Origin of the sequence: Pseudarthrobacter sp. MM222 (assembly GCF_947090775.1) — a bacterium.
GTDB lineage: Bacteria > Actinomycetota > Actinomycetes > Actinomycetales > Micrococcaceae > Arthrobacter.
Genome location: NZ_OX352321.1, coordinates 435,334 through 457,446, shown reverse-complemented (window position 1 = coordinate 457,446; position 22,113 = coordinate 435,334). Strand labels below are relative to the sequence as shown.

20 protein-coding genes are annotated in these 22,113 nt (G+C 63.1%); 15 read left to right on the top strand and 5 right to left on the bottom strand.

Features of this window, described 5'->3' with window-relative positions; all coding sequences use genetic code 11:
- Positions 1–106 precede the first annotated feature (106 nt).
- Entirely contained in the window at positions 107–418 is a 312-nt protein-coding gene (locus OM977_RS02275; protein ID WP_079598191.1) for a putative quinol monooxygenase, read from the top strand.
- Entirely contained in the window at positions 418–954 is a 537-nt protein-coding gene (locus tag OM977_RS02270) for a gluconokinase (protein WP_264355940.1), read from the top strand. Before OM977_RS02275 ends, OM977_RS02270 begins: the two co-directional genes overlap by 1 nt.
- On the opposite strand, the gene OM977_RS02265 is transcribed toward OM977_RS02270, so the two are convergent.
- Together OM977_RS02265 and OM977_RS02260 are read right to left on the bottom strand one after the other, a co-directional pair.
- Positions 939–1,148 (bottom strand): hypothetical protein, encoded by a 210-nt coding sequence (locus OM977_RS02265; RefSeq protein ID WP_264355939.1) that lies wholly within the window; start codon positions 1,146–1,148, stop codon positions 939–941. The two genes, OM977_RS02270 and OM977_RS02265, sit on opposite strands and share 16 nt — an antisense overlap.
- 75 nt (positions 1,149–1,223) lie before the next feature.
- On the bottom strand, positions 1,224–2,324 hold the full coding sequence (locus OM977_RS02260; protein ID WP_264355938.1) for an EAL domain-containing protein: 1,101 nt from the start codon (positions 2,322–2,324) through the stop codon (positions 1,224–1,226).
- Positions 2,325–3,689: 1,365 nt separating this feature from the next.
- On the opposite strand from OM977_RS02260, the gene OM977_RS02255 reads away from it, so the two are divergent.
- The 7 genes from OM977_RS02255 (at position 3,690) to OM977_RS19715 (ending at position 10,702) form a co-directional block, all read left to right on the top strand.
- Complete coding sequence (locus tag OM977_RS02255; protein WP_264355937.1) at positions 3,690–4,691, top strand: SIS domain-containing protein; 1,002 nt, start codon at positions 3,690–3,692, stop codon at positions 4,689–4,691.
- A 93-nt stretch (positions 4,692–4,784) separates the two neighbouring features.
- Positions 4,785–5,663, top strand: coding sequence for a PfkB family carbohydrate kinase (locus OM977_RS02250; RefSeq protein ID WP_264355936.1), 879 nt, complete (start codon positions 4,785–4,787; stop codon positions 5,661–5,663).
- Between the two features lie 62 nt (positions 5,664–5,725).
- Positions 5,726–6,832, top strand: coding sequence for a LacI family DNA-binding transcriptional regulator (locus OM977_RS02245; protein ID WP_264355935.1), 1,107 nt, complete (start codon positions 5,726–5,728; stop codon positions 6,830–6,832).
- Between the two features lie 206 nt (positions 6,833–7,038).
- Positions 7,039–8,340 carry an ABC transporter substrate-binding protein gene (locus OM977_RS02240; RefSeq protein WP_264355934.1) on the top strand — a complete coding sequence of 434 codons (1,302 nt, stop codon included), beginning with the start codon at positions 7,039–7,041 and terminating at the stop codon, positions 8,338–8,340.
- Between the two features lie 11 nt (positions 8,341–8,351).
- Complete coding sequence (locus OM977_RS02235; RefSeq protein ID WP_264355933.1) at positions 8,352–9,323, top strand: carbohydrate ABC transporter permease; 972 nt, start codon at positions 8,352–8,354, stop codon at positions 9,321–9,323.
- A complete protein-coding gene (locus OM977_RS02230; RefSeq protein ID WP_264355932.1) occupies positions 9,317–10,153 on the top strand; it encodes a carbohydrate ABC transporter permease in 837 nt (278 codons plus the stop codon). The genes OM977_RS02235 and OM977_RS02230 overlap by 7 nt, the downstream gene beginning before the upstream one ends.
- 237 nt (positions 10,154–10,390) lie before the next feature.
- Positions 10,391–10,702, top strand: coding sequence for an ATP-dependent DNA ligase (locus OM977_RS19715; protein WP_442960686.1), 312 nt, complete (start codon positions 10,391–10,393; stop codon positions 10,700–10,702).
- Between the two features lie 260 nt (positions 10,703–10,962).
- Here OM977_RS19715 and OM977_RS02225 read toward each other — a convergent pair whose 3' ends face one another.
- From OM977_RS02225 to OM977_RS02215, 3 genes are all read right to left on the bottom strand, one after another.
- Entirely contained in the window at positions 10,963–12,510 is a 1,548-nt protein-coding gene (locus OM977_RS02225) for a glycoside hydrolase family 32 protein (RefSeq protein WP_264355931.1), read from the bottom strand.
- Between the two features lie 221 nt (positions 12,511–12,731).
- Positions 12,732–13,799, bottom strand: coding sequence for a LacI family DNA-binding transcriptional regulator (locus tag OM977_RS02220; protein ID WP_264355930.1), 1,068 nt, complete (start codon positions 13,797–13,799; stop codon positions 12,732–12,734).
- Positions 13,800–13,810: 11 nt separating this feature from the next.
- Entirely contained in the window at positions 13,811–15,043 is a 1,233-nt protein-coding gene (locus OM977_RS02215) for a Gfo/Idh/MocA family protein (protein WP_264355929.1), read from the bottom strand.
- Between the two features lie 152 nt (positions 15,044–15,195).
- On the opposite strand from OM977_RS02215, the gene OM977_RS02210 reads away from it, so the two are divergent.
- The 6 genes from OM977_RS02210 to mgrA all read left to right on the top strand — a co-directional run bounded on the left by OM977_RS02210 (position 15,196) and on the right by mgrA (position 22,024).
- Positions 15,196–16,155, top strand: coding sequence for a carbohydrate ABC transporter permease (locus OM977_RS02210; RefSeq protein WP_264355928.1), 960 nt, complete (start codon positions 15,196–15,198; stop codon positions 16,153–16,155).
- Positions 16,156–16,166: 11 nt separating this feature from the next.
- Positions 16,167–17,090, top strand: a complete 924-nt coding sequence (locus tag OM977_RS02205) for a carbohydrate ABC transporter permease (RefSeq protein WP_264355927.1) — start codon at positions 16,167–16,169, stop codon at positions 17,088–17,090.
- Positions 17,091–17,172: 82 nt separating this feature from the next.
- Positions 17,173–18,519, top strand: a complete 1,347-nt coding sequence (locus OM977_RS02200; protein WP_264355926.1) for an ABC transporter substrate-binding protein — start codon at positions 17,173–17,175, stop codon at positions 18,517–18,519.
- Positions 18,520–18,601: 82 nt separating this feature from the next.
- Entirely contained in the window at positions 18,602–18,823 is a 222-nt protein-coding gene (locus OM977_RS02195) for a hypothetical protein (RefSeq protein ID WP_264355925.1), read from the top strand.
- A gap of 97 nt (positions 18,824–18,920) precedes the next feature.
- Positions 18,921–20,711, top strand: coding sequence for a hypothetical protein (locus OM977_RS02190; RefSeq protein WP_264355924.1), 1,791 nt, complete (start codon positions 18,921–18,923; stop codon positions 20,709–20,711).
- A 257-nt stretch (positions 20,712–20,968) separates the two neighbouring features.
- The gene (mgrA, locus tag OM977_RS02185) at positions 20,969–22,024 is read left to right on the top strand and encodes an L-glyceraldehyde 3-phosphate reductase (RefSeq protein WP_264355923.1); all 1,056 of its coding nucleotides are present in this window, start codon (positions 20,969–20,971) and stop codon (positions 22,022–22,024) included.
- Positions 22,025–22,113 lie beyond the last annotated feature (89 nt).

The window sequence follows — 22,113 nt, the reverse complement described above, 5'->3', positions numbered from 1 at the left end:
TGCGGATGTTTGCGCGGACCGACGGACTAGGACCGCCGGTCCGCGCCACGTCCCGCAAGGACTCTCCCAGCCCTCACGGCACCCTTAACACAAGGAGAACCTCACCATGACCATCGTCGTCACTGCAGCTTTCAGCCCCAAGGAAGGCGCCTTCGACCAGGTCGTCGCCGCCCTCTCCCCCGCAATCAGCGAAGTCCACCAGGAACCCGGCTGCTTGCTCTACGCCATCCATGAAGCCCCCAACAACCAGATCCTCATGATCGAGAAATGGGAATCAGCTGCGCTGCTGGACGCCCATGGCGAAGGTGAACCGGTCAAACGCCTGAACGCCTCCCTCGAAGGCCTGCTGGAAAAGCCTGTCGTAGTGACCCGGATGGTTCCGATCCCCGCAGGAACAGCACAACAGGGAGCGCTGTAGTGTATGGCCCCATAGTCGTCATGGGCGTGTCTGGTGCAGGCAAGACTGCAGTCGGTGCCGCGCTGGCAGCAAGGCTCGGAGCAGCCTTCAAGGACGCTGATGACCTGCACCCCGTACCGAACGTCGAAAAGATGAGGGCTGGCGTACCGCTCACCGATGAAGACAGATGGCCATGGCTTCGCCTGGTCGGCGAAGAACTCGCCGCCCAACACCCCCAAGGGATCGTGGTGGCCTGCTCAGCCCTCAAACGCGCCTACCGCGACGCCATCCGCGAAGCCGCTCCCTCCACCAGGTTCATCCTCCTAAAGGTCGACCCTTCGGTACTGAAGGAGCGGCTGGTCCAACGCCCAGGACACTTCATGCCTCCATCCCTCCTCACCTCACAGCTGGAGACACTCGAGACCTTGGAAACAGCCGAAGCCGGAATGACAGTCACATCCGAAGGCGGCGTCGAAGCACTCACCGATCAGATTCTCGCAAATCTGCGCCAAGTACATCTCGCAGTACCGGCCGGTATCGATCAGAACGAAAGATGAGTTTCTAATCCGACGCCCCCGGGCGCCTTGCGCTTCTGCGCGCACTCCGCGAGTAGCGCGTCAGTAAAGGACGGAGGGACCGCCATGTCGTCGCTCACCGCAGTGTCGGCATTGTGGTCCGCGATGAAGTTCCGGCCCTGGATGCCGGCTTCTTGATCCGCGATAAGGGCCTCAAGAAATTCGACAATGTTCATACCGAAAGTCTTCCTTTCGCTTTCGAACGCTTTGGCCGGTTCATGAGCCTCTCCATGCCAGCCCCATACTTTCGGTCAGAAAGGACCGGAGCCGTCAGCCCAAGCCAAGGGCCGGAATTCCCGGACCGGATCGTTCCATCCCGCCCAGTCCCGGGGCCGGACGCTGGGCCGGCCAAGGTAGTAGCCCTGACCGGCACTCACGCCGAGGCCAGCGACCGCCGCCAGTTCATCACGGGTCTCTATCCCTTCCGCGATGAGCACCGCTCCGAGATCTTTGGCAAACCCAGTCACGGCCTCGCCAAAGGCGTGCCGGAAAGCATCCGTATCGATTCCGGCGACGAGGTCGCGGTCGAGTTTAAGGATGTCGGGTCTGAGCTGCCTGATGTGGCGGATTGAACCGCAGTACGAGCCAACACGGCCAATCGCGAGACGCACTCCGCGACGGCGTAGCGGGGCCAATGCCGCGACCAGAGCGGCCGGCTGCTCCGGCGTCAGGGTCTCGGTCAGTTCGAGGACCACACGGTCCAGGGCAGGCATCAATTCCTCAAGCACTCCCGGCAGAAGCGGGTCCAGGCAGGTGGCAGGCGACAATTTCAGTGCCACGTACAGGTGCGCCGGCAGTTGCTGGGCGGAGGCCAGGGCACACTCCAGCGCCGCGAACTCAAGCTCACTTCCCAGCCGCGCCGCGGCAGCTGCGGCGAACCACTCCCCGGGGGTGTCGCCCCCGTCGCTGACGAACCGCGTGAACGCTTCGACCCCAACAACGGTCCCGGTGGAAAATTCACGGATCGGCTGGTAGGCGGTGACCAGCATACGGCCTTCCAGGACCTTCCCGATTCGCAAACGCATGCTTTCCCGGGATTCCGGGGCACGTGTGTGAGGCACTATCGTCGTGCTCTCAACTTCGTCGGGAACACCCGTGAGGAACCTGAGCGCCATCAGATGTTCCGCCAGCGCGATCTCCGGCTGTCCCGGATAGGCGGCCAGATGTTCAAGCAGCAATCTCTTGGCACCCGCCTGCTCGGGCGCCGCGTCGGCAAGCACCCGCTCTATGATCCAGGCGGCCTGCCGACGTATCCCCGACGGCTGACCGCCGCCACGCAGCAGGCCAGGGTCCTGGTCGGTTGTGTCTGTGCTCTGAGGGCGCCCGGGAGAGGACGACGGCTTCATCGACATTGGCTATTCCTTTGTTCCGGGTTCCGGCTGAGCCCGGAACCCGCATGCGGTCGCCCACTCCTCTGCCGAGTTCCCGGGCCAGGCGAGCGGAGGACCGTGATGACACAGTACAACGCGACGGGCCTGTCTGTCCCCGGAGGCGGAGAGTTTAATCTGGCCCCAACGGTTGCGCCCTGCCAGCGATGCCTCCCCTGACGGCACGACACCGCGCGCCCGGCACGTGGGTTCGCCGCTGATCCAACCTCTTATCGTTTCCGGGGACGGCGTCAGGCCGCGCCCGGAAGGACGGCGATGCCGAGCATCCACATGTCCTTTGTCAGCGCGGTTCCCTGCGGGCTGGGGCGGATGCCGTCCTCCAGCGTCATGCCCGGTTTCCTCAGGCCCCGTCAGCCATAGCTGCTGGCGGAGACTTCGTAGATGGCTAGTTAGCCATAGTCCGTGCACCTGCCCTTTTGCGCCTGGCAGAGTTCCACGCCTCCGTTTTGGGCGGCGGCCCGCTCCTTCCCCGATTCGTAGAGCGGGCCACCTACCGCAGCCGTAGAACATCGGGACCCAATTACGGCGGCGGTAGACGCAGGATACAGCCGCCTGCATGGGGGTGCAGTCCTTGGCCGCGACCTGGCGGAGAGCTGGTCCGATGGGAGCGCGACCCATAGTGGATGGCTCGTGCCGACGGTGGCCCTCATTTATACTCTTAGGTCCCACGCCGCGAACGCAAGGCACTGGCCCTTTCTTGGTCGATCCGCATCGCCCTGAACATACGGACGATCTCGTAGCCTTCCGCGTGCCCCATATCGGTAATAACTTCCAAGGCGTCGAAAGTCTTGCAGTTAGCGTCTCTCCCGTCGTTTTCTTCCCCAGAGCAAGGGCCTGTATCGAGTTGATGGGAAGACCAACGAATGTTCTGGGTTGGAGATTTCCAAGAATAGGAGTTGACGGCTGGTAAGCGCCACGATTCCCGCTCTGTCCCTCAGCCGGCCCGTGCCGACACAGCATGGACTGTTTCACTGATATGCAGCACGCCGCTCAGGTTACGGATTCGCCGTTTCGAGGAAGAGACGAAGTTGCGGGGCCATCACTCCCCCGGCACGCGGATAACAACGCAGCTGAAATGCTCCCGGCCCTACGGGGGGGCCAGCGGGTTTTTGAGCATTTGAACCTCATCGATGAAGTGGGACACGTCTCCGGCGGCTCCGCCTTGAGTAGGTGATCTGCCCCTGATGGGTGCTGGACGGATTTCACCATGCGCAGTTCAAATGAGGCACTATTGACGCCCTGCGCGTCACATGGCACGATAATGAGCAGCAGTGATACCGGTATCAGGTAGTTTCACTGCCGGCAGATCAAATGACGAAAGGACCGCTCGTGCTTGGCTTTAAAGAAGAGGAATTCCTCACCCAGACGCGCAGCGCACTCGCGCTGCAGGAGCAAATTGAACAGTTCGTAGACTCCATTCAGGAGCGAGGCTTCGAGAATCTCTTCCTGGTCGGTGCCGGTGGCACATACGCGGCGATGCTCCCGTACGAGCACTTCATCCGCTCGCAATCCACGTTGACCGTCCGCGCGGCCATCGGCAAGGAACTCATGCTGACGGCAGACCCCACTTTCGGGCCCGGTTCCATCGCCGTTTTCGCTTCCGTTTCCGGAACAACGGAGGACATCATCGAAGCCATCGACTTCGCCAAGGCCAAAGGCGCGTACACGGTCGGCTTCACGGGATTCGGGGACAGCCCCTTTGCCAAGGCACTGGACGTCGTCATGGTCACCGAGCCAAAGACCTGGCCATTCGACATCCCCCTGCTGCTCCTGAGCACCCGTCTGCTCGCCGCGCGCGGCGAGTTTGACGGCTATGAAGAGTTTGCCGCGGAGTTGCAGACCATCCCCGAAACCCTCGTTGACGTGGCCCGCCAGGCCGAGCCGGCAGCGGAAGCCTTCGCCGAAAGGAACAAGGACGTTGACTACCATTTCCTCGTCGGCGCCGGGAACCTGTGGGGCTTCACCTACCTCTATTCCATGTGCATCCTCGAAGAGATGCAGTGGCTTCGGACCACGCGCGTCCACGGCGCCGAATTTTTCCACGGCTCTCTGGAACTCATCGAGGAGGATACGAGTCTCATGCTTTTCCTCGGCGAGGACGAAAGCCGGCCGCTCATGGAACGCGTGGTCAAGTTTGCCGAGAACTACAACAAGAACACCACCCTGCTGGACACCAAGGATTACGAACTGGCCGGGATCAGCCCACGGTTCCGCGGCCTATTGGCACCGTTGGTCCTGGACACGGTGGTTGACCGGATCAGCAAGCACCTTGAGAGGGTCCGCAACCACTCGCTGGACCTGCGCCGCTACTACCGCGTCGTTGAATACTGACAGAGACCGCTTGCCGCACCCCGTCTTCGGGGCGTGGCACCCAGCACTGCGGGCCCGGCAGCTCCGGGCCCGCAGCGTCGAGACAGGGAGAGCATGAAAGTAATCGGATTCGGGGACAATATTGTGGACCGCTTTCTGGACCGTAAGGTGATGTATCCCGGCGGGAACTGCGTCAACGTGGCAGTCCTGGCGCGCCGCCTCGGCGTCGAGTCCGCCTATCTCGGCGTCTTCGGTTCCGATCCGCTGGGTGACTTTGTCCGGGCCGCCGTACAGGACGAGGGAGTAGACGTCAGCCGCTGTGTTATCCGTGAAGGCCCCAACGGCGTCACCGAAATCAAGGTGGTTGACGGCGACCGGATATTTCTAGGCTGGAATGACGGAGGCGTCACCATGAGTCATCCGTTCGTGCTGGAGCCGGAACACCTCGAGTACCTGGCGACGGCGGACCTCGTACATTCGAGCGTCTACTCCGCGTCCGAATCGCAGCTTCCGGCGGTCCGGACTGCCGGCACCCTGGTCAGCTTCGACTACTCCTCCGAACAGGAACGGCGTACCGACGCCTATTTGCAGCAAACGGCGCCCTTCATCGATCTGGCCTTGCTCTCCCTCGGGAGTCAGCCCCTGGATGCTGTGGAAAGGGACCTGCGGCGGTTAGTTGCAGCGGGGGCCTCCTTGGCCGTCGGGACCAGAGGGGCAGCCGGGGCCGTGCTCTTCGACGGCAGCGACTTCTTCATTCAGGGGGCCGTCGCAACAGACGCCGGGCGATTCGCCGACACGATGGGATGCGGTGACGCCTTCTTAAGCGGGCTCGTCGTGAGCCTGCTCAAAGCTGGCTGGACGCGGCGCTTCCGGCCGTCCGCCAGCTGCCTGCGGGAGGCACTGGCCTTCGCAGCCGTCGCTGCTGCAGAGCAGTGTTATGTGGAGGGCGCCTTCGGATACGGACGCCCCGTCGCTGCACCAACTAGGATCTGATGCAGGAACAAAGCTATGACCCGGAACCGCAGTCGCGGATTCCACGAAAAGAAGGGGCCTGGATGTCGTCGGACCACCAGCACCACGCGGCTGCTCCGACCATCACAGAAGTTGCCGCCGCTGCCGGAGTCGGCAGGGCCACGGTCGCCCGCACACTGGGAAACTACGGCTCAGTCAGTGATGCCACCCGCGCCAGGGTGATGCTTGCCGCGGAGCGATTGGGCTACCAGCCGAACACCTTGGCGCGGAGCATGACGACGGGCATTACTAAGACCCTCGGAATCGTCCTGGCGGACGTCGCCAACCCGTTCTTCTCCGGCGTTCTCAGAGGTATTTCGGAAACCGCCAAGCTGGGCGGCTACGATGCCATCATCCTGAGCACCGACGAGAAACTGGAGCTTGAGCGGGACGCCATCGGGGTCCTGCTGGCCAAACAGGTTGACGGCCTGGTGGTGGCTTCGGCCGCCGGTCGCAGCGATGACGTCTCGCACCTTTCCAACGCCATCGAGCGTGGTATTCCGGTAGTACTGATCGACCGCCTCGTAGACAGCCTCGACACCGATTCGGTGGTGATCGACAACCGCGAGGCGGCCCGATCCGCCGTCGGTTCGCTTATCCAGAACGGCCACCGGAGAATTGCCTTTGCCTGGGGACCGGTGACCCTCAGCCCTGCAACCGACCTGGAGCAGATGCACCGCATCCTCGATGAGGCCCTTTGGAGCGACGGTGAACGCCTGCGCGGCTACCTTGACGCCCTGGACGAAGCCGGGATACCTTTCGACACCGCGCTGGTGACCCACGTCCTGAAAAACGAACGACAAGCTACCCGTGCTGTCAGCGGCATGCTGGCACTCGCGGATCCGCCCACCGCGATCTTTACCACCGAGACGGAGGCCACCGTGGGCGCCCTGCATGCACTGCGGGCCCGAAACCTGCGGCTGCTGAAGGATGTCTCGCTCATCGGCTTCGATGACAGCCCGTGGGCTGCCGTCATGGAACCGCCGCTGACCATGATCCAACAGCCCATGCGGGAGCTGGGAGCGGTAGCTGCACAGCAGCTCATCTCCCGTATTGACGGAGACACCTCGGCCCCGACGAAGCATGTCCTGCCCTCGACCCTGATCGTACGCTCATCGGACGGGCCAGTGCCGGCGGCCCACGGCGAATAGAATTCCGCCGGCAATTCCTGTTTGAACCCTTCCCCATCAACGCAAACCATGATTCACTGTGGTACCGGTATCACTGATACCAACATCCAACAGCGGAGATTGGCGGCCTGTCCAACGGCGGGCGCGCGCGCCACTCCAATTCGTGAAGCCTCGGCTAATCGGCCACCGAGCGAAAGTAGGAAATGATGCGCAAAAGCACCCTATTGATGACGGCAATATTGGCTAGCGGCGCCCTGGCGCTGGCCGGCTGCGCGGACGGCGGGAGCCCCACCGCCGCTACCCTCGACTTCACCAAGGCCCCGGAATACTCGGGAACCCTGAGCATCCTGACCAAGTTTGGCGGCGATCCCCTCGAGCCGTACTTCGAGGATCTGGCCGCCGAATACAAGAAACTTCACCCGGACGTGTCCTTCGAGCTTATTCAGGAGACGGATCAGAGCATCAAGGACAAAACCAAGACCCTGACCGCATCGCAGGCCCTGCCGGACATCTACTTCACCTGGGCGGGCAACTGGGCCAACAACTTCATCGACGGCGGACTAGCTGCCGATCTCACCCCAGCCTTAGCGCCCGGCACGGAGTGGGGGGACAAATTCGGGGAATCGGCGCTGAAGGCCTTCGAAAAGGACGGTAAATACTTTGCCGTCCCGCTGTACAACAACGGCAAATTCATGGGTTACAACCAACGGATCTTCGAGGAACTGAAGCTCACACCGCCGTCGACCTTCGAGGATCTCATTTCCTCCTGCCCGGTCCTCAAGGCCGCCGGCTACGAGCCCATCGCGTTTGGAAACAAGGACGGCTGGCCAGCACTGCATTACCTGCAACAACTGTTCGCTTATCAAGTGCCGGCCGAGGTGCTGGAGGCGGACTTCAACCCGGGGACGGCGAAGCTGGAGAACGCGGGCTACCTCAGGGCGATGGAGCAATTCACCGCCCTGGTCAACGACTGCACGGGCAGCGGCAAGGATTCAAACGGTGTCCTGTACACCACCGCCCAGCAGGCCCTGGCTCAGGGCAAGGCCGGAATGTACTACCAAGAGATCCTCGAGTTCGACACCACGGCATCCGACGAATCCCCGTTGAAGAAGGACGGGCTCGGAATATTCAAACTCCCCGCTGCTTCCGACGCGAAGGGTGACACGAAAGCCATTGAAGGTTCTCCCGAGGGCTACATCGTAAACGCCAAGTCCAAGAATGCCGTCCTCGCCGCAGATTTCATGAAGTTCGCCACCAGCACCCTCAGCGCCGCCAAGCTTTCGGCCCCGCCCTACGGTCAGCCCAGCGCAGTCAAGGGCGCCGTCTCGGAACAGAACTCCTCAGGCCCCGTCATCGAGGGCATCAAACAGGTGAACGAGGCGTCGAACGCCATCATCTGGCTGGACTCGGTAACGGTTCCCGAGGTCGCAGATGCCTGGCTGGCCGGCGGAGAAGCCCTGATCGCCGGAACCCAAAGCCCCGAACAGGTTCTTGCCTCGGTTCGCGCCGCATCCAGCGCGGCCAAATAGCGGACAGCGCCATGACAGTTTCCAACACCGCACGGAGACCGGCAGCCCCGCCCTCCGTGCCTAAGTCCGCCGCCCGCCCGGCTGGACGCCCCGCGAAAAAGGCGTCGCCGCACCGTTGGCGCACCCTCGTCTGGGTGCTTCCCGCCGCTCTGCTGTTGTGCGTCTTCGCTTACCTGCCACTCGTGCAAAACCTCGGTTTCAGCATGCTCAAGTGGGACATCTACAGCGGACGGCAGACCTTTGTGGGTGCGGACAACTACATCAAGATGTTCAACGACCCCATTTTTTGGAGATCATTGCTCAACAACACCCTTTACGCCGGAATCTCCATCGTTTTCCAGGTGTTCGGAGCGCTCATTCTCGCTGCGATGATCGAAGGGCTGCGCAGCGAACGGTGGCGCGGAATCCTGCGGGCCATCTACTTCGTCCCTTCCGCGATCTCGCTCACCGTCGCGGGCCTGCTGTTCTACTTCATCTACGAGCCGCGGATGGGCATCCTGAATGCGGCACTCGAGTTCCTGGGCCTGGGCAATTTCACCCAGGCCTGGCTGGGGCAGGAAAACACTGCGATCTTCGGCATAATCGCCATGAGCCAATGGCAGGGTTTTGGCTACTGCACCCTGCTGTTTGCCGTCGCTCTGCAGCGGATCCCCACGGAATTGTACGAGGCAGCCTCGATCGACGGCGTCGGCTCTTTCCGCCGGTTCGTTTCCATTTCCCTTCCGCTGGTCAGGGAAATGAGCAGCCTCATGATGATCGTCACCGTGTCAGGGGCTTTCCAGGTGTTCAACGAGGTCATGGTGATGACGACGGGCGGTCCGAACAATTCCAGCCAGGTCCTGGGTACATGGCTCTACCGAAGCGGTTTTGTCCGCAACGACTTCGGTTACGCCGCCGCCATTGCAACCGCGGTTTTCATCATCACGCTGGTGCTCGCAGTGCTTCAGCTCCGGTTATCCAAGCGCAGGAGAGTCGAATGGTAACGCGTACGTCCATGCTCATCGTCCTTGGCCGGGTTTTCGTGCGGGCATTCCTGTTGGCCCTCGCCGTCGTGGTCATCTATCCGCTGTTGTGGATGCTGCTGAACGGGGTGAAGTCCAACGCGGAACTGTTCGCCAACCCGTTCGCACTCCCGGTCGCCTGGCGCTGGGAAAACTACGCCACGGCCTGGAACCGCGGAGTGGGGGACTATCTCACGACGAGCGTTCTGGTCACCGTTGCGTCCACCATCGCCACGGTGTTCATCAGTGCCTGGGCGGCCTACGGACTAACGAAGGTCACTATCCCCTTCAGCCGCACCGTGCTGATCCTTATCCTTGGCGGACTGATGCTGGCGCCCACCGTGGCCCTCATTCCGCTGGTGAAGATGTTCCAGGCGATGGGCCTCTACAACAGCTTTTGGGCGCTGCTGATTCTGTACACGGCGTTCCGGGTCCCGTTTACTACTTTCCTGATTCGGGCCTACATGTTGGACCTGCCCGCTGAAGTGGATGAGGCAGCGGCGGTGGACGGAGCCTCGAAATCGCGGGCGTTCTGGCAGATCATCCTGCCGATGTGCCGTCCGATCATTATCTCTACGGTCCTGTTGAACATACTCTTCACCTGGAACGAGTACCTTTTCGCGATGATCTTCACGAGTGGCGGTGCCCTGCAGACCCTGCCCGTGGGCCTGACCAACCTCATGTCCAAACACGGCACGGACTATCCGGTGGTCTTCGCCGGCATGGTGATCGCTGCACTTCCGGTCATCGTGCTCTTCTTCGCCGGCCAACGGTACTTCATCCGCGGCTTGGCCGACGGTGTCGGGAAGTAGCCGTGCACGCCATTACCCCAAACCAGGTTGCGGCTCGAATTTCGGCAGGAACCGGGCTGCCGGCGGGTCTTGCCCCGCCGGCAGAGGTAGCCCTGGCCCGGGCCCTCACGAAGATGCCGCGTGCCGGTGCCGCACCCGGAAAGCTGATCTACGAGCCCAAATGGGACGGCTACTTCACTGGACTTCGTCAAGCCGACTCTCCGTTTTCGGCCCGGGCGTGGCTGTTAAGGTGATGGTGTGCCGGACGTCAGTGCGGTAATTCCTTCGGGGCTTCGCCCGCCACTGGAAGTCGCGTTGGCGAAGGCTGTCAGGAATGTTGCGGCCGTGGGGTCGCTGCCCGCTCCGGTATGTTTCGAACCCAAATGGGACGGCTATCGCACTCAAATTTTCCGCGAAAAAGGCAGGACGAGCCTGTGGTCCAGGCAGGGCAAGGACCTGACCCGGTATTCTGTTCGGCTTAGCACGACCCGGGATGACTTTTCCCTAGTCAAAGGGCAGTTAGTAGTGCGCGACAGGTGTCGCCCACTTATTGCCCAGCTAGTCCATTAGTCAGCGCCACAAGTCGACGTCCATCCAGCCCCGAAGTCCCGGGGTTGCCAGGATAATCTCGTATCCCTAGCGTTTTGAGACAGATGGGTTTCGAGACACCTCTGACGTACGGTGAGAAATCTTCACCTGTCAGTTTCAGAAGTCGTCTGCACGGAATGTCAGAAGCCGTCTGCACTACTGCAATGACGTTTGGGGGTTGGCCGGCACCAACGAAGGCACACTCTGAGCCTTGGGAAGTCCTACTCCTTGGTCGTTAGGCGCTATCGACTCAGGACCAATGGCTCTGCGTTTCGCATTGCTGGTCCCGCGGGTCGCGTCACTTTCAGGCAGGGGGCCGTGGCGGTCCCGCCTTTGGCATAGAGGGACACGCGGGTGCTGTCCGGCCCGGGAAATATAAGGCCTGTCATGGTGACCTGGCCGTTTTGGGCGAAGACTTCCACTGAGCAGTGGTCGATGAAGAGGGTGAGAGTGTATGAGCCGTCGGAGGCCGGTTTCAGTGGTGCCGTATCGGTGGAAGCAAAGGCGTCATGAAATTCCGTGTTGCCGGAACTTGTCCGGTCCATGATGAGCCGGTTTTCGGAGGGGCGGATGCCGATGCTTGTGCCGTCGGTGCCGTTGCCTCGAATGATGAGTCCGAATTCGTCCGCGGATTCCGGGATGAAGGTCACCTCGATGATCTCTACCGGTGCTCCGGTGTGCAGGTGGCGCATTCCTTCATCTATTGCAAGATCAGACCAGGTGTTCACCGACAGTGCGTGGCCGGTTCGATATTCGTCGGCGACCCGTTGGGACAGTCGGGGCTGGCCTTGGTCTGTGACCAGGGACATTTCGCGAACGAGTGACATGGAACTGCGCCATGGCCAGGTCGGGATGGCGGCGCCGTATTGCCAGTTGTTCATCCAGCCGACCATGAGACGGCGCCCATCGGGTGCGTTGTTGAAAGACACGGCTGCGTAGTAGTCGCGTCCCCAATCGAGCCAGTGGTAGGCGTCGAGCTCGGCCGTTTGGCAGCTGCCGGCGGTGACGGTTGTTTCGGATGTGAAGGCCACGCCGTCGAAGTGGCCGACAAAGTATTGGCCCCCTGACCCGCCATTGGGTCCTCCGGGGTTGAGGTTCACGGTGAGAATCCACTTGGTCCGCTCTTCGTCGCCGTCCAGTGGCAAAGGGAAAAGGTCAGGGCACTCCCAGACGCCGCCGGTGGCGTTGGCGGGTCCGAAGCTGCTGAGATAGCGCCAGTCCCGAAGGTTATCGGAGCTATAGATGACGACTCTGTGCTCGTTGGCTTCAACGGCCACCATGACCCAATAGCTGCCCGGGGGCCCGTTGTAGCGGAATACCTTCGGATCGCGGAAGTCTGCGGAGTTCCTGTCGAGGACGGGGTTGCCCTGGTACTTCGTCCAGGTGTAGCCGCCGTCGGAGCTCCAGGCCAGGGACTGGGCCTGTGTGCCGCGGCGGGCTGAGCTGTCTTTGTAGGCGCTGGTGTAGATCGCCACCAGTGGGGCGTTGAGCCCGTTGCCGAGGCCGCTGGTGTTGTACTGGTCGACGACGATGCTGCCGGAGTAGATGTCCTCTTCGGCGTCGCAGAGGATGGCCACGGGCTGCTCGTCCCAGCTGATCAGGTCCACCGAGGTGGCGTGGCCCCAGGACATGTTGCCCCAGACGTTCCCGAAGGGGTTGTTCTGGTAATAGAGGTGGTAGATGCCCTCGTGGTAGACGAGTCCGTTCGGGTCGTTCAGCCAGGTGTTTTGGGCCGTGTAGTGGATGGCGGGCCTGAAGATGTCATCCTCTTGGGCGGGAATAGCAATCATGACGTTGGGTGCCTTAACGGGTAGTCGGTGGGTCGCCGGGGGTAGGTGGCAGCTGCGGCGGTTGTCGGGGTGACTTCCGGGCAGCAAGGAAACGCGGTCGCCGGTGGACGGTTGAGGACGGACGTCGGGCCCGGAGGAGCGGGTTCTCCCAGTATTGGGGGATGCCGGCCCTCCACCGGCAGGTGATCGCCTTTAGCGCAGCCGGAGAGGCTGTGTTTGTGTCAGCGGCAGCCGCAGGAAGCGCGCAGTACCAGCTCGGTGGGGAAGATTCTGGTCTGCGTTTCCCCTCCGGGGTTTGGAGCCAGGAGGGCTTCCACTGCGGTCTGCGCCAAGTCGTTTACAGGTTGGGCGACTGTGCTGAGCCGGGGCCAGGTGTATTCAGATTCGGGCGCGCCGTCGAAGGAGAACACGGCGAGGTCCTCCGGTAGCCGGAGGCCGGCCTCGTGGAGGGCGCAGAGGAGCCCCGCAGCCTGCTGGTCGGAGCTGACGAAGACGGCGGTGGGCCGCTCGCTGCGGGCCAGCAGCTCCTGTCCGGCACGGTACCCACCCTCGCGGGTGAACGGTGCCCTGACGATGGGGCCCTCCGTGAGGCCGGCATCCTGGATCCCCTGATGCCATCCGACCTCGCGTGCGTCAAGGTCACTGTCGGCATTGCCGCCCATGACCAGCCCGATGCGTTCGTGGCCGTGGCTGATGAGGTGCTCGACCGCCATGCGTGCCCCGTCCTGGAAGGCCACTCCGACGGAATTGGAACCGTGGCCTCCCGCGCCGTGTTTCACGACGGCGGGACTGCCTGCTGTGGCGAGGTCAGTGGCGTGGTTCAGGAGCACGGCGGGGATGTCTGCCTGTTCAAGATCCATCAGATCGGGTTCGAACAGCAGGCTGCAGAGGAACAGGCCGTCCACCCTCCGGGCGGCGAAGTTCTTGATGAGGCGGCGCTCTGTGCGGAGCGAGTCCTGGGAGTCCGCCAGCAGGAGGGTGTAGCCCCGCTCGGCCGCGGCGTTTTCAACGGCGCGGGCGAGCGAGGCGTAGAACGGATTTATCGCATCGGAGACGATCATGGCGAGCATCTCACTGGAACCCAGGGCAAGTGCCCGGGCTGCCGCGTTGGGCCGGTAGCCCAGCGCCCTGATTGCCTGCCGCACCTTGGCCTCGTTCGCCGGGGACACGGCCCTGGGCCCGCCGTTGACGACGTAGCTGACGACGGCGGGGCTGACCCCTGCCATCCGGGCGACGTCGTCGCGTGTGGTGGGCTTGGCTTGTGAGGTGTGGTGCGGCATGGCAACCATGCTAGCGGCGTTTACTTGGCGGATTCGCGGAGTGCCGGGCGGGGCAGCTCTGCGGGAGCGTCGCCGAAGTCGGGCACCGGCAGGCGTTCGCCGCCGCGCAGGGCGGACTGGTGGGCAGCGATGCCGGGAAGCGTGTAGCGGGCCGCTTCCCAGGCGTTGACCGGAGGCAGGGTGCCGGTGTTCATGGCGGTGACGAAGTCGTCCACGAGGAAGTGGTGGCTGCCCTCGTGCCCATTGGGCAGTCCGCGGAACTCCGCCGGCAGGCGTCCCGCGTCGTGCACGGAGGCCATGCCGGACATAAACGCATCGCGCAGTGCTGGAGCCACATCGGCCAACAAGGGGTCATCCGCGTCCATGGTGGCCTGGGTCTCGAGCTGGTCACTGATGTCGGTCACGGCGTGCTTGTCCTGCCAGACGCTGACCAGGGCGAGCTGTTCCATGCTTGCCTCGGTGCCGAAGTAGCGGAAGCGGCTCTCGCGCAGGTGGGAGGGGTAGCCCACCCTGCGGAACTCGTTGATGCGCATGGACCCGCCGCCGGCGAGTTCGAACAGGGCGCTGGCGTTGGAGAAGTCGTTGTCGAACATACTGACCTCGCGGTCGAAGACGCCGTCGCCGCGCTCATCCCGGACTCCGACGCAGCTGACGCTGACGGCATGACCGCCGGTTGCTCCGAGCACTCCGCCCACGGAGTGGGTGGGGTAGAGCATGGGCGGGTAGCTGGCGGTGCTCTTCCAGTTTTGTCCGCCGCTGTACTGGTAGGCGTTGTAGAAGCCGAGGTCCATGTCGTGGACGTAGTCGCCCTCCGCGTAGAAGATCCGGCCGAAGGCGCCCTCGGCATTCTTCTTGCGGGCCAGGACGGTTGCCGGGTTGTAGTAGCTGGTCTCACCCATCATGTAGGTCAGCCCGGTCTCCCGGACCGCTTCGATGATTTCTGCGATCTCCGCTTCGGAGATCGCCATCGGCACGGCGGAGTAGACGTGCTTGCCGGCGCGCAGCGCCTGCACCACCAGGGGTCCGTGGGTCCAGCGCTGGGTGAAGATCGCAACGGCGTCGACGTCGCTTTCAAGCATTGCCTCGAAGCTGTCGAACGTTCCTGCAGCCCCAACGTTGCTGGTTTGCGCCTCTGCACGCTCAGTGATGAGGTCGGTGAAGTAGATGTCTGAGATTCCGGGGTGGGCAGCGAAGAGCTTGGCGAATACGCCTGAGAACTGTCCTGCACCAACGATTCCAATTGAAGAAGTCATGGGAAAAACAATGGGCCAAAAATCTACGCGCGTCAAGGGGTTGTTTATTTTGCCCTCAACATCCGCTGAATTACGGGAAATAGCTTGCAATGATTTGCGCAACGCGCGTAGAGTAGCCGCCAAGTGTTACCTACCTCACAGGAGAGGGATCAATGATGACCACCACTGCCGCCAGCCGGGCCGCCAGAGCCGGCACAGCTCTTCATGAACCACCAGGACGGGCCGGGAAGCCCTTTTGGCGCCGGAACCACGGGGACCTGCGGATTGCCCTGTTCTTCATCGCCCCGGCCCTGCTCGGTTTTGTCACCTTCTATGTGGTCCCCGCGGTCCGGGGCACCTACCTGAGCTTCACCGAGTACAGCCTGTTGGGTGAACCGGAGTGGGTTGGCGGGGCGAACTACGCCGCGATCGCGAAAGACCCGCTGTTCTGGAATGCACTGGCGGTGACGGGCGAATACGTGCTGATCAACATGGTCCTCCAGACGACACTGGCCCTGGGCCTGGCGCTGCTGATGCACCGGGTCGCCAGGTCCACCCTGATCAGGGGGGCGCTGCTCCTGCCCTACCTGATGGCCAACGTGATCGCGGCACTGCTCTGGTTCTGGCTCCTCGATTACCAGATCGGCATCGTCAACCACTTCATCGAAGCCCTCGGTTGGCCGCGGGTGGCGTTCTTCGGCAGCGAGGCATGGGCCATCCCCACCCAGGCCCTAATCAACACCTGGCGCCACGTGGGCTACACCGCCTTGCTCCTCTTCGCAGGTCTCCAGGCCATTCCCCGGCAAATCTACGAGGTGGCCGAGCTCGACGGCGCCTCCCCTATCCAGACCCTGCGGCGCATCACCCTGCCGCTGCTGCGCCCGGTCATCGCGCTGGTGGTCATCGTCACCGCGATCGGATCGATCCAGATCTTTGACACCGTTGCCGTGACCACCCAGGGCGGCCCCGTCAACGCCAGCCGCGTCCTGCAGTTCTACATCTACCAAAAAGCCTTCACCGAGTCAGACTTCGGCTACGGTTCCGCCCTCGCCGTCATCCTCTTCGTCATCCTCGCCGTGGTGGCCTTCGTGCAGATGAAGTTCCTCCGCGGCAACGAGTCGGACCTGGACTAAGGAAACCAACCATGACCGCCACCAACCGCCCTTCCCGTCCCCGCTTTCAGCGCCTCCGCAAACCCATAACCGTGCGCCGGGCGATGTCCTGGGCCCTGATCATCCTGGCCGTGGCCGCCTCCGTGCTGCCGTTCTACTGGGTCATCAGGACCTCACTGTCCACCAACGGTTCGCTGGCCAGCAACGCCACGAACCTGCTGCCGGCGGACTTCAACCTCGGCGCCTTCAAGCGCGTGTTCGGACTCCAGTCGGCCGAAGAAGCAATGGCAGAGGGCGGCTCCGGGGCGCACATCGATTTCTGGCTGTACCTGCGCAACTCTGTCCTGTTCGCCTCCATCACCACGGCAGGTGCACTGTTCTTCAGCGCGATGGCCGCCTACGCCTTCGCCCGGCTGCGCTGGAAAGGCCGGAATGCAGTCTTCAGCCTCTTCCTCGCCACCATGATGGTCCCGGGAATCTTCACCGCACTGCCTAACTTCCTGCTTATCAAAAACCTCGGACTGCTCAACACCCTGCTCGGCCTGGTCCTGCCCTACCTGTTCATGAGCCCGTTCGCGATCTTCTTCCTGCGGCAGTTCTTCCTGAACATGTCCCGGGAAGTCGAGGAGGCAGCGATGCTCGACGGCGCCAAACACCTGCGGATCTTTTTTCAAATCGTCCTCCCCAACGCCGCAGCACCCCTGGCCACCCTCGCGCTGCTGACCTTCATCGGCCAATGGAACGAATACTTCTGGCCGCTCCTGGTCGCCAACCAAGACGACCTGAGGGTCCTCACCGTCGGACTCGGCGTCTTCAAGGCACAGGCCCCCCAAGGCGCTCCTGACTGGTCCGGCCTGATGGCCGCCACCCTCGTCTCGGCCCTGCCGATCCTCCTGCTGTTCGTCGCCTTCGGCAAGAAAATCGTCAACTCCATCGGCTTCTCCGGCATCAAATAACCCCGAAACCAGCTCCCAAACCCGCCACAAACCAGCGCCACCCCCTTCCGGTGCGCCCCACCCTGTCCTGAAAGGACCCACCATGAAAAAGAAAACAGCCGGCGCCATCGCCGTTGCGGCTGCCGCCGTCCTGGCCCTGTCCGCCTGCGGAAGCGGGGGAGGCCCCTCATCCGAAGAAGCAAAAGGCGAGCTCAGCTACTGGCTCTGGGACCCGAGCCAGCGCCCGGCCTACCAGCAGTGCGCCGACGACTTCCACAAGGCCAACCCGGACATCACCGTCAAGGTCACCCAGCGCGGATGGGACGACTACTGGGCCACCCTCACCAACGGCTTCGTCGCCGGAAACGCCCCGGACATCTTCACCAACCACCTCACCAAATACCCGGAACTGGTCAAAACCAAGCAGCTGCTGCCTCTCGATGAAGCCCTCAAGAAGGACTCAGTTGACCTCTCGATCTACAACGAAGGACTGGCCGACCTCTGGGTCGGCGAAGACGGCAAGCGCTACGGGCTGCCGAAAGACTGGGACACGGTCGCGATCTTCTACAACAAGACAATGACCGCCGACGCAGGCATCAGCGAGGACCAGATCAAAAACCTCACCTGGAACCCCCAGGACGGCGGCAGCTACGAGAAGACCATCGCCCACCTGACCGTGGACAAAAGCGGCAAACGCGGCGACGAACCCGGCTTCGACAAGAACAACGTCGCCGTCTACGGCCTGGGCCTCAACGGCGCAGGCGGCGGCCTGGGCCAGACCGAATGGAGCTACCTCACCGGCACCACCGGCTGGACCCACACCGACAAGAACCCCTGGGGCACCCACTTCAACTACGACGATCCCAAGTTCCAGCAGACCATCGCCTGGTACGCCGGCCTGATCGACAAGGGCTACATGCCCAAGCTGGAAACCACGGTCGGAGCCAGCACCGCTGACATCTTCGCCGCCGGCAAGTCAGCGATCAACGTCAACGGCTCCTGGACGATCGGCCAGTACACCAGCTACAAAGACATCAACCTCGGTATCGCACCCACCCCCACCGGGGTCAACGGCAAGCGGGCATCCATGCTGAACGGTCTGGGGGACACCATTTGGGCCGGCACGAAGAAGCCAGCCGCCGCGGCGAAGTTCGTCGAATACCTCGGATCCGCAGCCTGCCAGGACATCGTCGCGTCCAAGGCAGTCGTCTTCCCCGCAGTCAAGACCTCCTCCGAAAAGGCCGCAGCGGCTTTCCAGGCCAAGGGCGTCGACGTCACACCTTTCACCCGGCCCGTGAAGGACGGCGCCACGTTCCTCTTCCCCATCGCCGATAAGGCACCGAAGGTCGAAGGCATCATGAAATCCGCCGTTGACGCCGTCGTAGCAGGCAAAAACGCCGCCAGCTCGCTCACCCAGGCCAACGAACAAGTCAACGCCCTCTTCAAGTAACCATCCGACGCCAATGGAAGGGGCGGACCTTCTAGGTTCCGCCCCTTCCACCCGCGATAACCATCCACCCCCCAGGACCACCATGTACACCAATGCATCAAATGAAGACCTCTTCCACATTCGGGTCCAGAAACGCAGCCAATTAGAGGACAAACTGGACAAAGCCGTGGACATCCTCGCCGAACGGGCCCCGCTCTGCGGCGGCAAAGGGATACTCGTTGCCCGGCACTCCGCTCGGGACTTCACCGTCCAGCTCCACCCCGATATCCCGTACGGAACCATCCAGGAAAGGCAGGAATGGTAACCCGCCACGGGAACAGCCTCCCCTGGAAACCATGACCAGAAACATCCCACGGGATGAAACGCCGCCGGAAACCCCAACCCAACCCACGGAGAACCCCTTGACTTTGGACCTGCATGCGAACAGCACACGTCCCTTCCTGGCCGCCGGCATGGAGATCTCGATCGACCCTGCGCGTCAGGTCCTCACCCTGGCCACCCCCGGGGGCGCATCCCTGGCGCGCCTTCGCCTGCTTGCCAGCATCAATACGACCGCCGGCACTGACGAAATCCGTGTCACAGACGTCAACGTCAACGCCACCGACGGGAACCTCACCCAGGTGGGAATCACGGCAGCGAGCTCACTGTGGCAGCACCACCACACCCAGCTGAGCGCCGAAGGTGACGCCCTCGAACTGACCACCACCGTCCAGGGCACAGGCCGCATCACATCCATCCGCCAGCTCGGCGCCCACGTAGCCGGCTCCGGCCTGCTTCCCAGTGACCTGCTGCACAGCAGCGTTTTCTCCCCCAACCCGGACCGGCCCTGGCAGGTCCTCCGCCCTGCGGGTGAATCCGCCGCCCTGGGCGTAGTGGGAGACGGTGGTCAGCCCGGCGTCGGAAGATGGCTCTTCACCCCACCCCCACTGTGCCTGGCCCTCTCCCCCAACGACCCCGACGCCTCCACGGTATCGGGCGGGCCCTGCCTGATGATCGGTGTCGCAACAAAGCGGCGCCCCTTCACCCAACTCACCTACGACGCCCTCACCCCGGGCTTCTCCCTCCATTACGACTACGACGGACACACCTCAGTCGAGGGCCAATTCAGCACACCCACACTCCTGCTGTTCCTCGCCAATGACCCTTACGAAGGGCTCAAACGCTACCGCGAGCTGCTCGACGCACGAGGTCTGCTGCCCGCCCGCACCCAGGCCCCGCCCTCACCAGAATGGCTCGAACCGATGTTCTGCGGCTGGGGCGCCCAAAACGCCGACGCAATGGCCTCCATCGGCGGTCAGCGCCCGGCAGTCGACCGGGCACGACAGGCAGACTACGACGGCTATCTCAAGACGCTTGCCACGCACGGGATCGTGCCCGGAACCATCGTCATCGACGACAAATGGCAGCAGGACTATGCCACCTGCCGGCCCGACACCGAAAAATGGCCGGACATGGCCGGCTGGATCCGGGAACGGCATGACGCCGGCCAGCGGGTCCTGCTCTGGTACAAGGCTTGGGACACCGAGGGCGCACCACCGGAAGCCTGCGTCCGTGACCACACCGGTCAGCCGGTCGCCCTCGACCCCGAATCACCGGCCGGGCGCAAGCTGATCCAGCAAGCAGCACGGTCCATGATCGGCGAGCTCGGTGCCGACGGGATCAAAATAGACTTCACCGCCTCCACCCCCGCAGGCTCCGCCCTCACCCATGCCGGGCCGTCATGGGGAATCGACCTGCTCCACGAACTGCTCGCAGTCCTGTACCAGGCCATCAAGGACATCAACCCCGACGCCCTCGTGGTCACGCACACTCCAGACCCCGGCTTCCGCGACGTGACCGACATGCTCCGCCTCAACGACGTGCTCATGCTCGACCAGCCAGGCGGCCACACCGAACCACCCGACACCACCCCCGGCACCGGTGTCGTCGACACCTTGACCCACCGGGCCCGGGTCGCCCGGGCAGCCTGCCCGGAACTGTTGATCGACACCGACGGCTGGGCCCTGCCCAGCCAAGCCGCCTACCAGAGCTGGACCTTGGCACAAACACGTCTCGGGGTTCCCAGCCTCTACTACACCGACCGCCTCGACGTTCCCGACCCCGGCGAACAGCCCATCCCGCCCTCGTCCCTGCAAGCCACAGCGCAGCACTGGGCAGCCTACCGGGCCACGGTAATCGTCGACGCTGAATAAAGTACGAAAAAACGGGGTGTGCAGCCTCGGATGGCGGGAGGCTGCACACCCGCCGCGAAACACTGCAGGTTGGGCTTCGCTCGAAGCATCTCAGTACTGTCCGCACCAAGGAGTCAGGGCCACCCTGGCTTTGTTGCGGCCCTCACGTACCTGCTGACCTCCTGGGTTGACCCTTTCCGGCCGGTTCATTCCTGCCTTCAAACTTCCCTCACCCGTGCGCCGGCCCGCTTCTTCCAGCGGCAGGCAGAAAGGCACCGATGACGTATTCGGCTGCAACCATCCGCTATGAATCCATGCCGTACCGCCGCGTCGGACGCAGCGGCCTGAAACTTCCCGCCATCTCCCTGGGCCTGTGGCACAACTTCGGCGACGACAAGCGCTTCGATGAACAGCGCGCCATCCTTCGCCGCGCCTTCGACCTCGGCGTCAACCACTTTGACCTGGCCAACAACTACGGCCCGCCGGACGGCTCGGCCGAGACCAACTTCGGCCGCCACCTGCAGGACGACTTCAAGCCGTACCGGGATGAACTCGTCATCTCCACCAAGGCCGGCTACTACATGTGGCCGGGCCCGTACGGCGACTGGGGATCCCGCAAGTCCCTGCTCTCCAGCCTGGACCAGTCGCTGGGCCGGATGAGCCTGGACTACGTGGACATCTTCTACAGCCACCGGCCGGACCCCGCGACGCCGATGGAAGAGACCATGGGGGCGCTGGACTACGCCGTGCGCTCCGGCAAGGCGCTGTACGCGGGCATCTCCTCCTACACTCCGGAACAGACCATCGAGGCTGCCCGGATCCTGAAGGGCCTCGGCACCCCGCTGCTCATCCACCAGCCCAGCTATTCCATGCTGAACCGCTGGACCGAAAACGGAACGCCGAACCTTTACGAGGCGCTGGAAGAGGTGGGTGCCGGTTCCATCGCGTTCTCCCCGCTGGCGCAGGGCATGCTGACGGACCGCTACCTGGTCTGCATCCCGGCCGATTCGCGGGCGGCCAAACAACGGTTCCTGTCCAAATCTGCCCTGACCGAGGACAAACTGGACCGTGTCCGCGGGCTCAACAGGATCGCCGCCGGCCGCGGGCAATCACTGGCGCAGATGGCCATCGCCTGGATCCTCCGCGACCAGCCCAAGGGGTCACCCGTCACCTCCGCCCTGGTGGGTGCATCCAGCGTCCAGCAACTGGAAGACACGCTATGCGCCATAAACAACCTCGCATTTACCGGCGAGGAACTCGCGGCCATCGACGAATTCGCAGCCGAATCAGACATCACCCAAGCCAATGAACAGGTCAACGCCCTCTCCAAATAGCGACCCCAATACCTATTGCGCGCCGCGGGCGTCGTCTTCCCCCGGCGCGCAGCCCTACCCGTTCACTCCCACTCAGAAGGACAGCATTT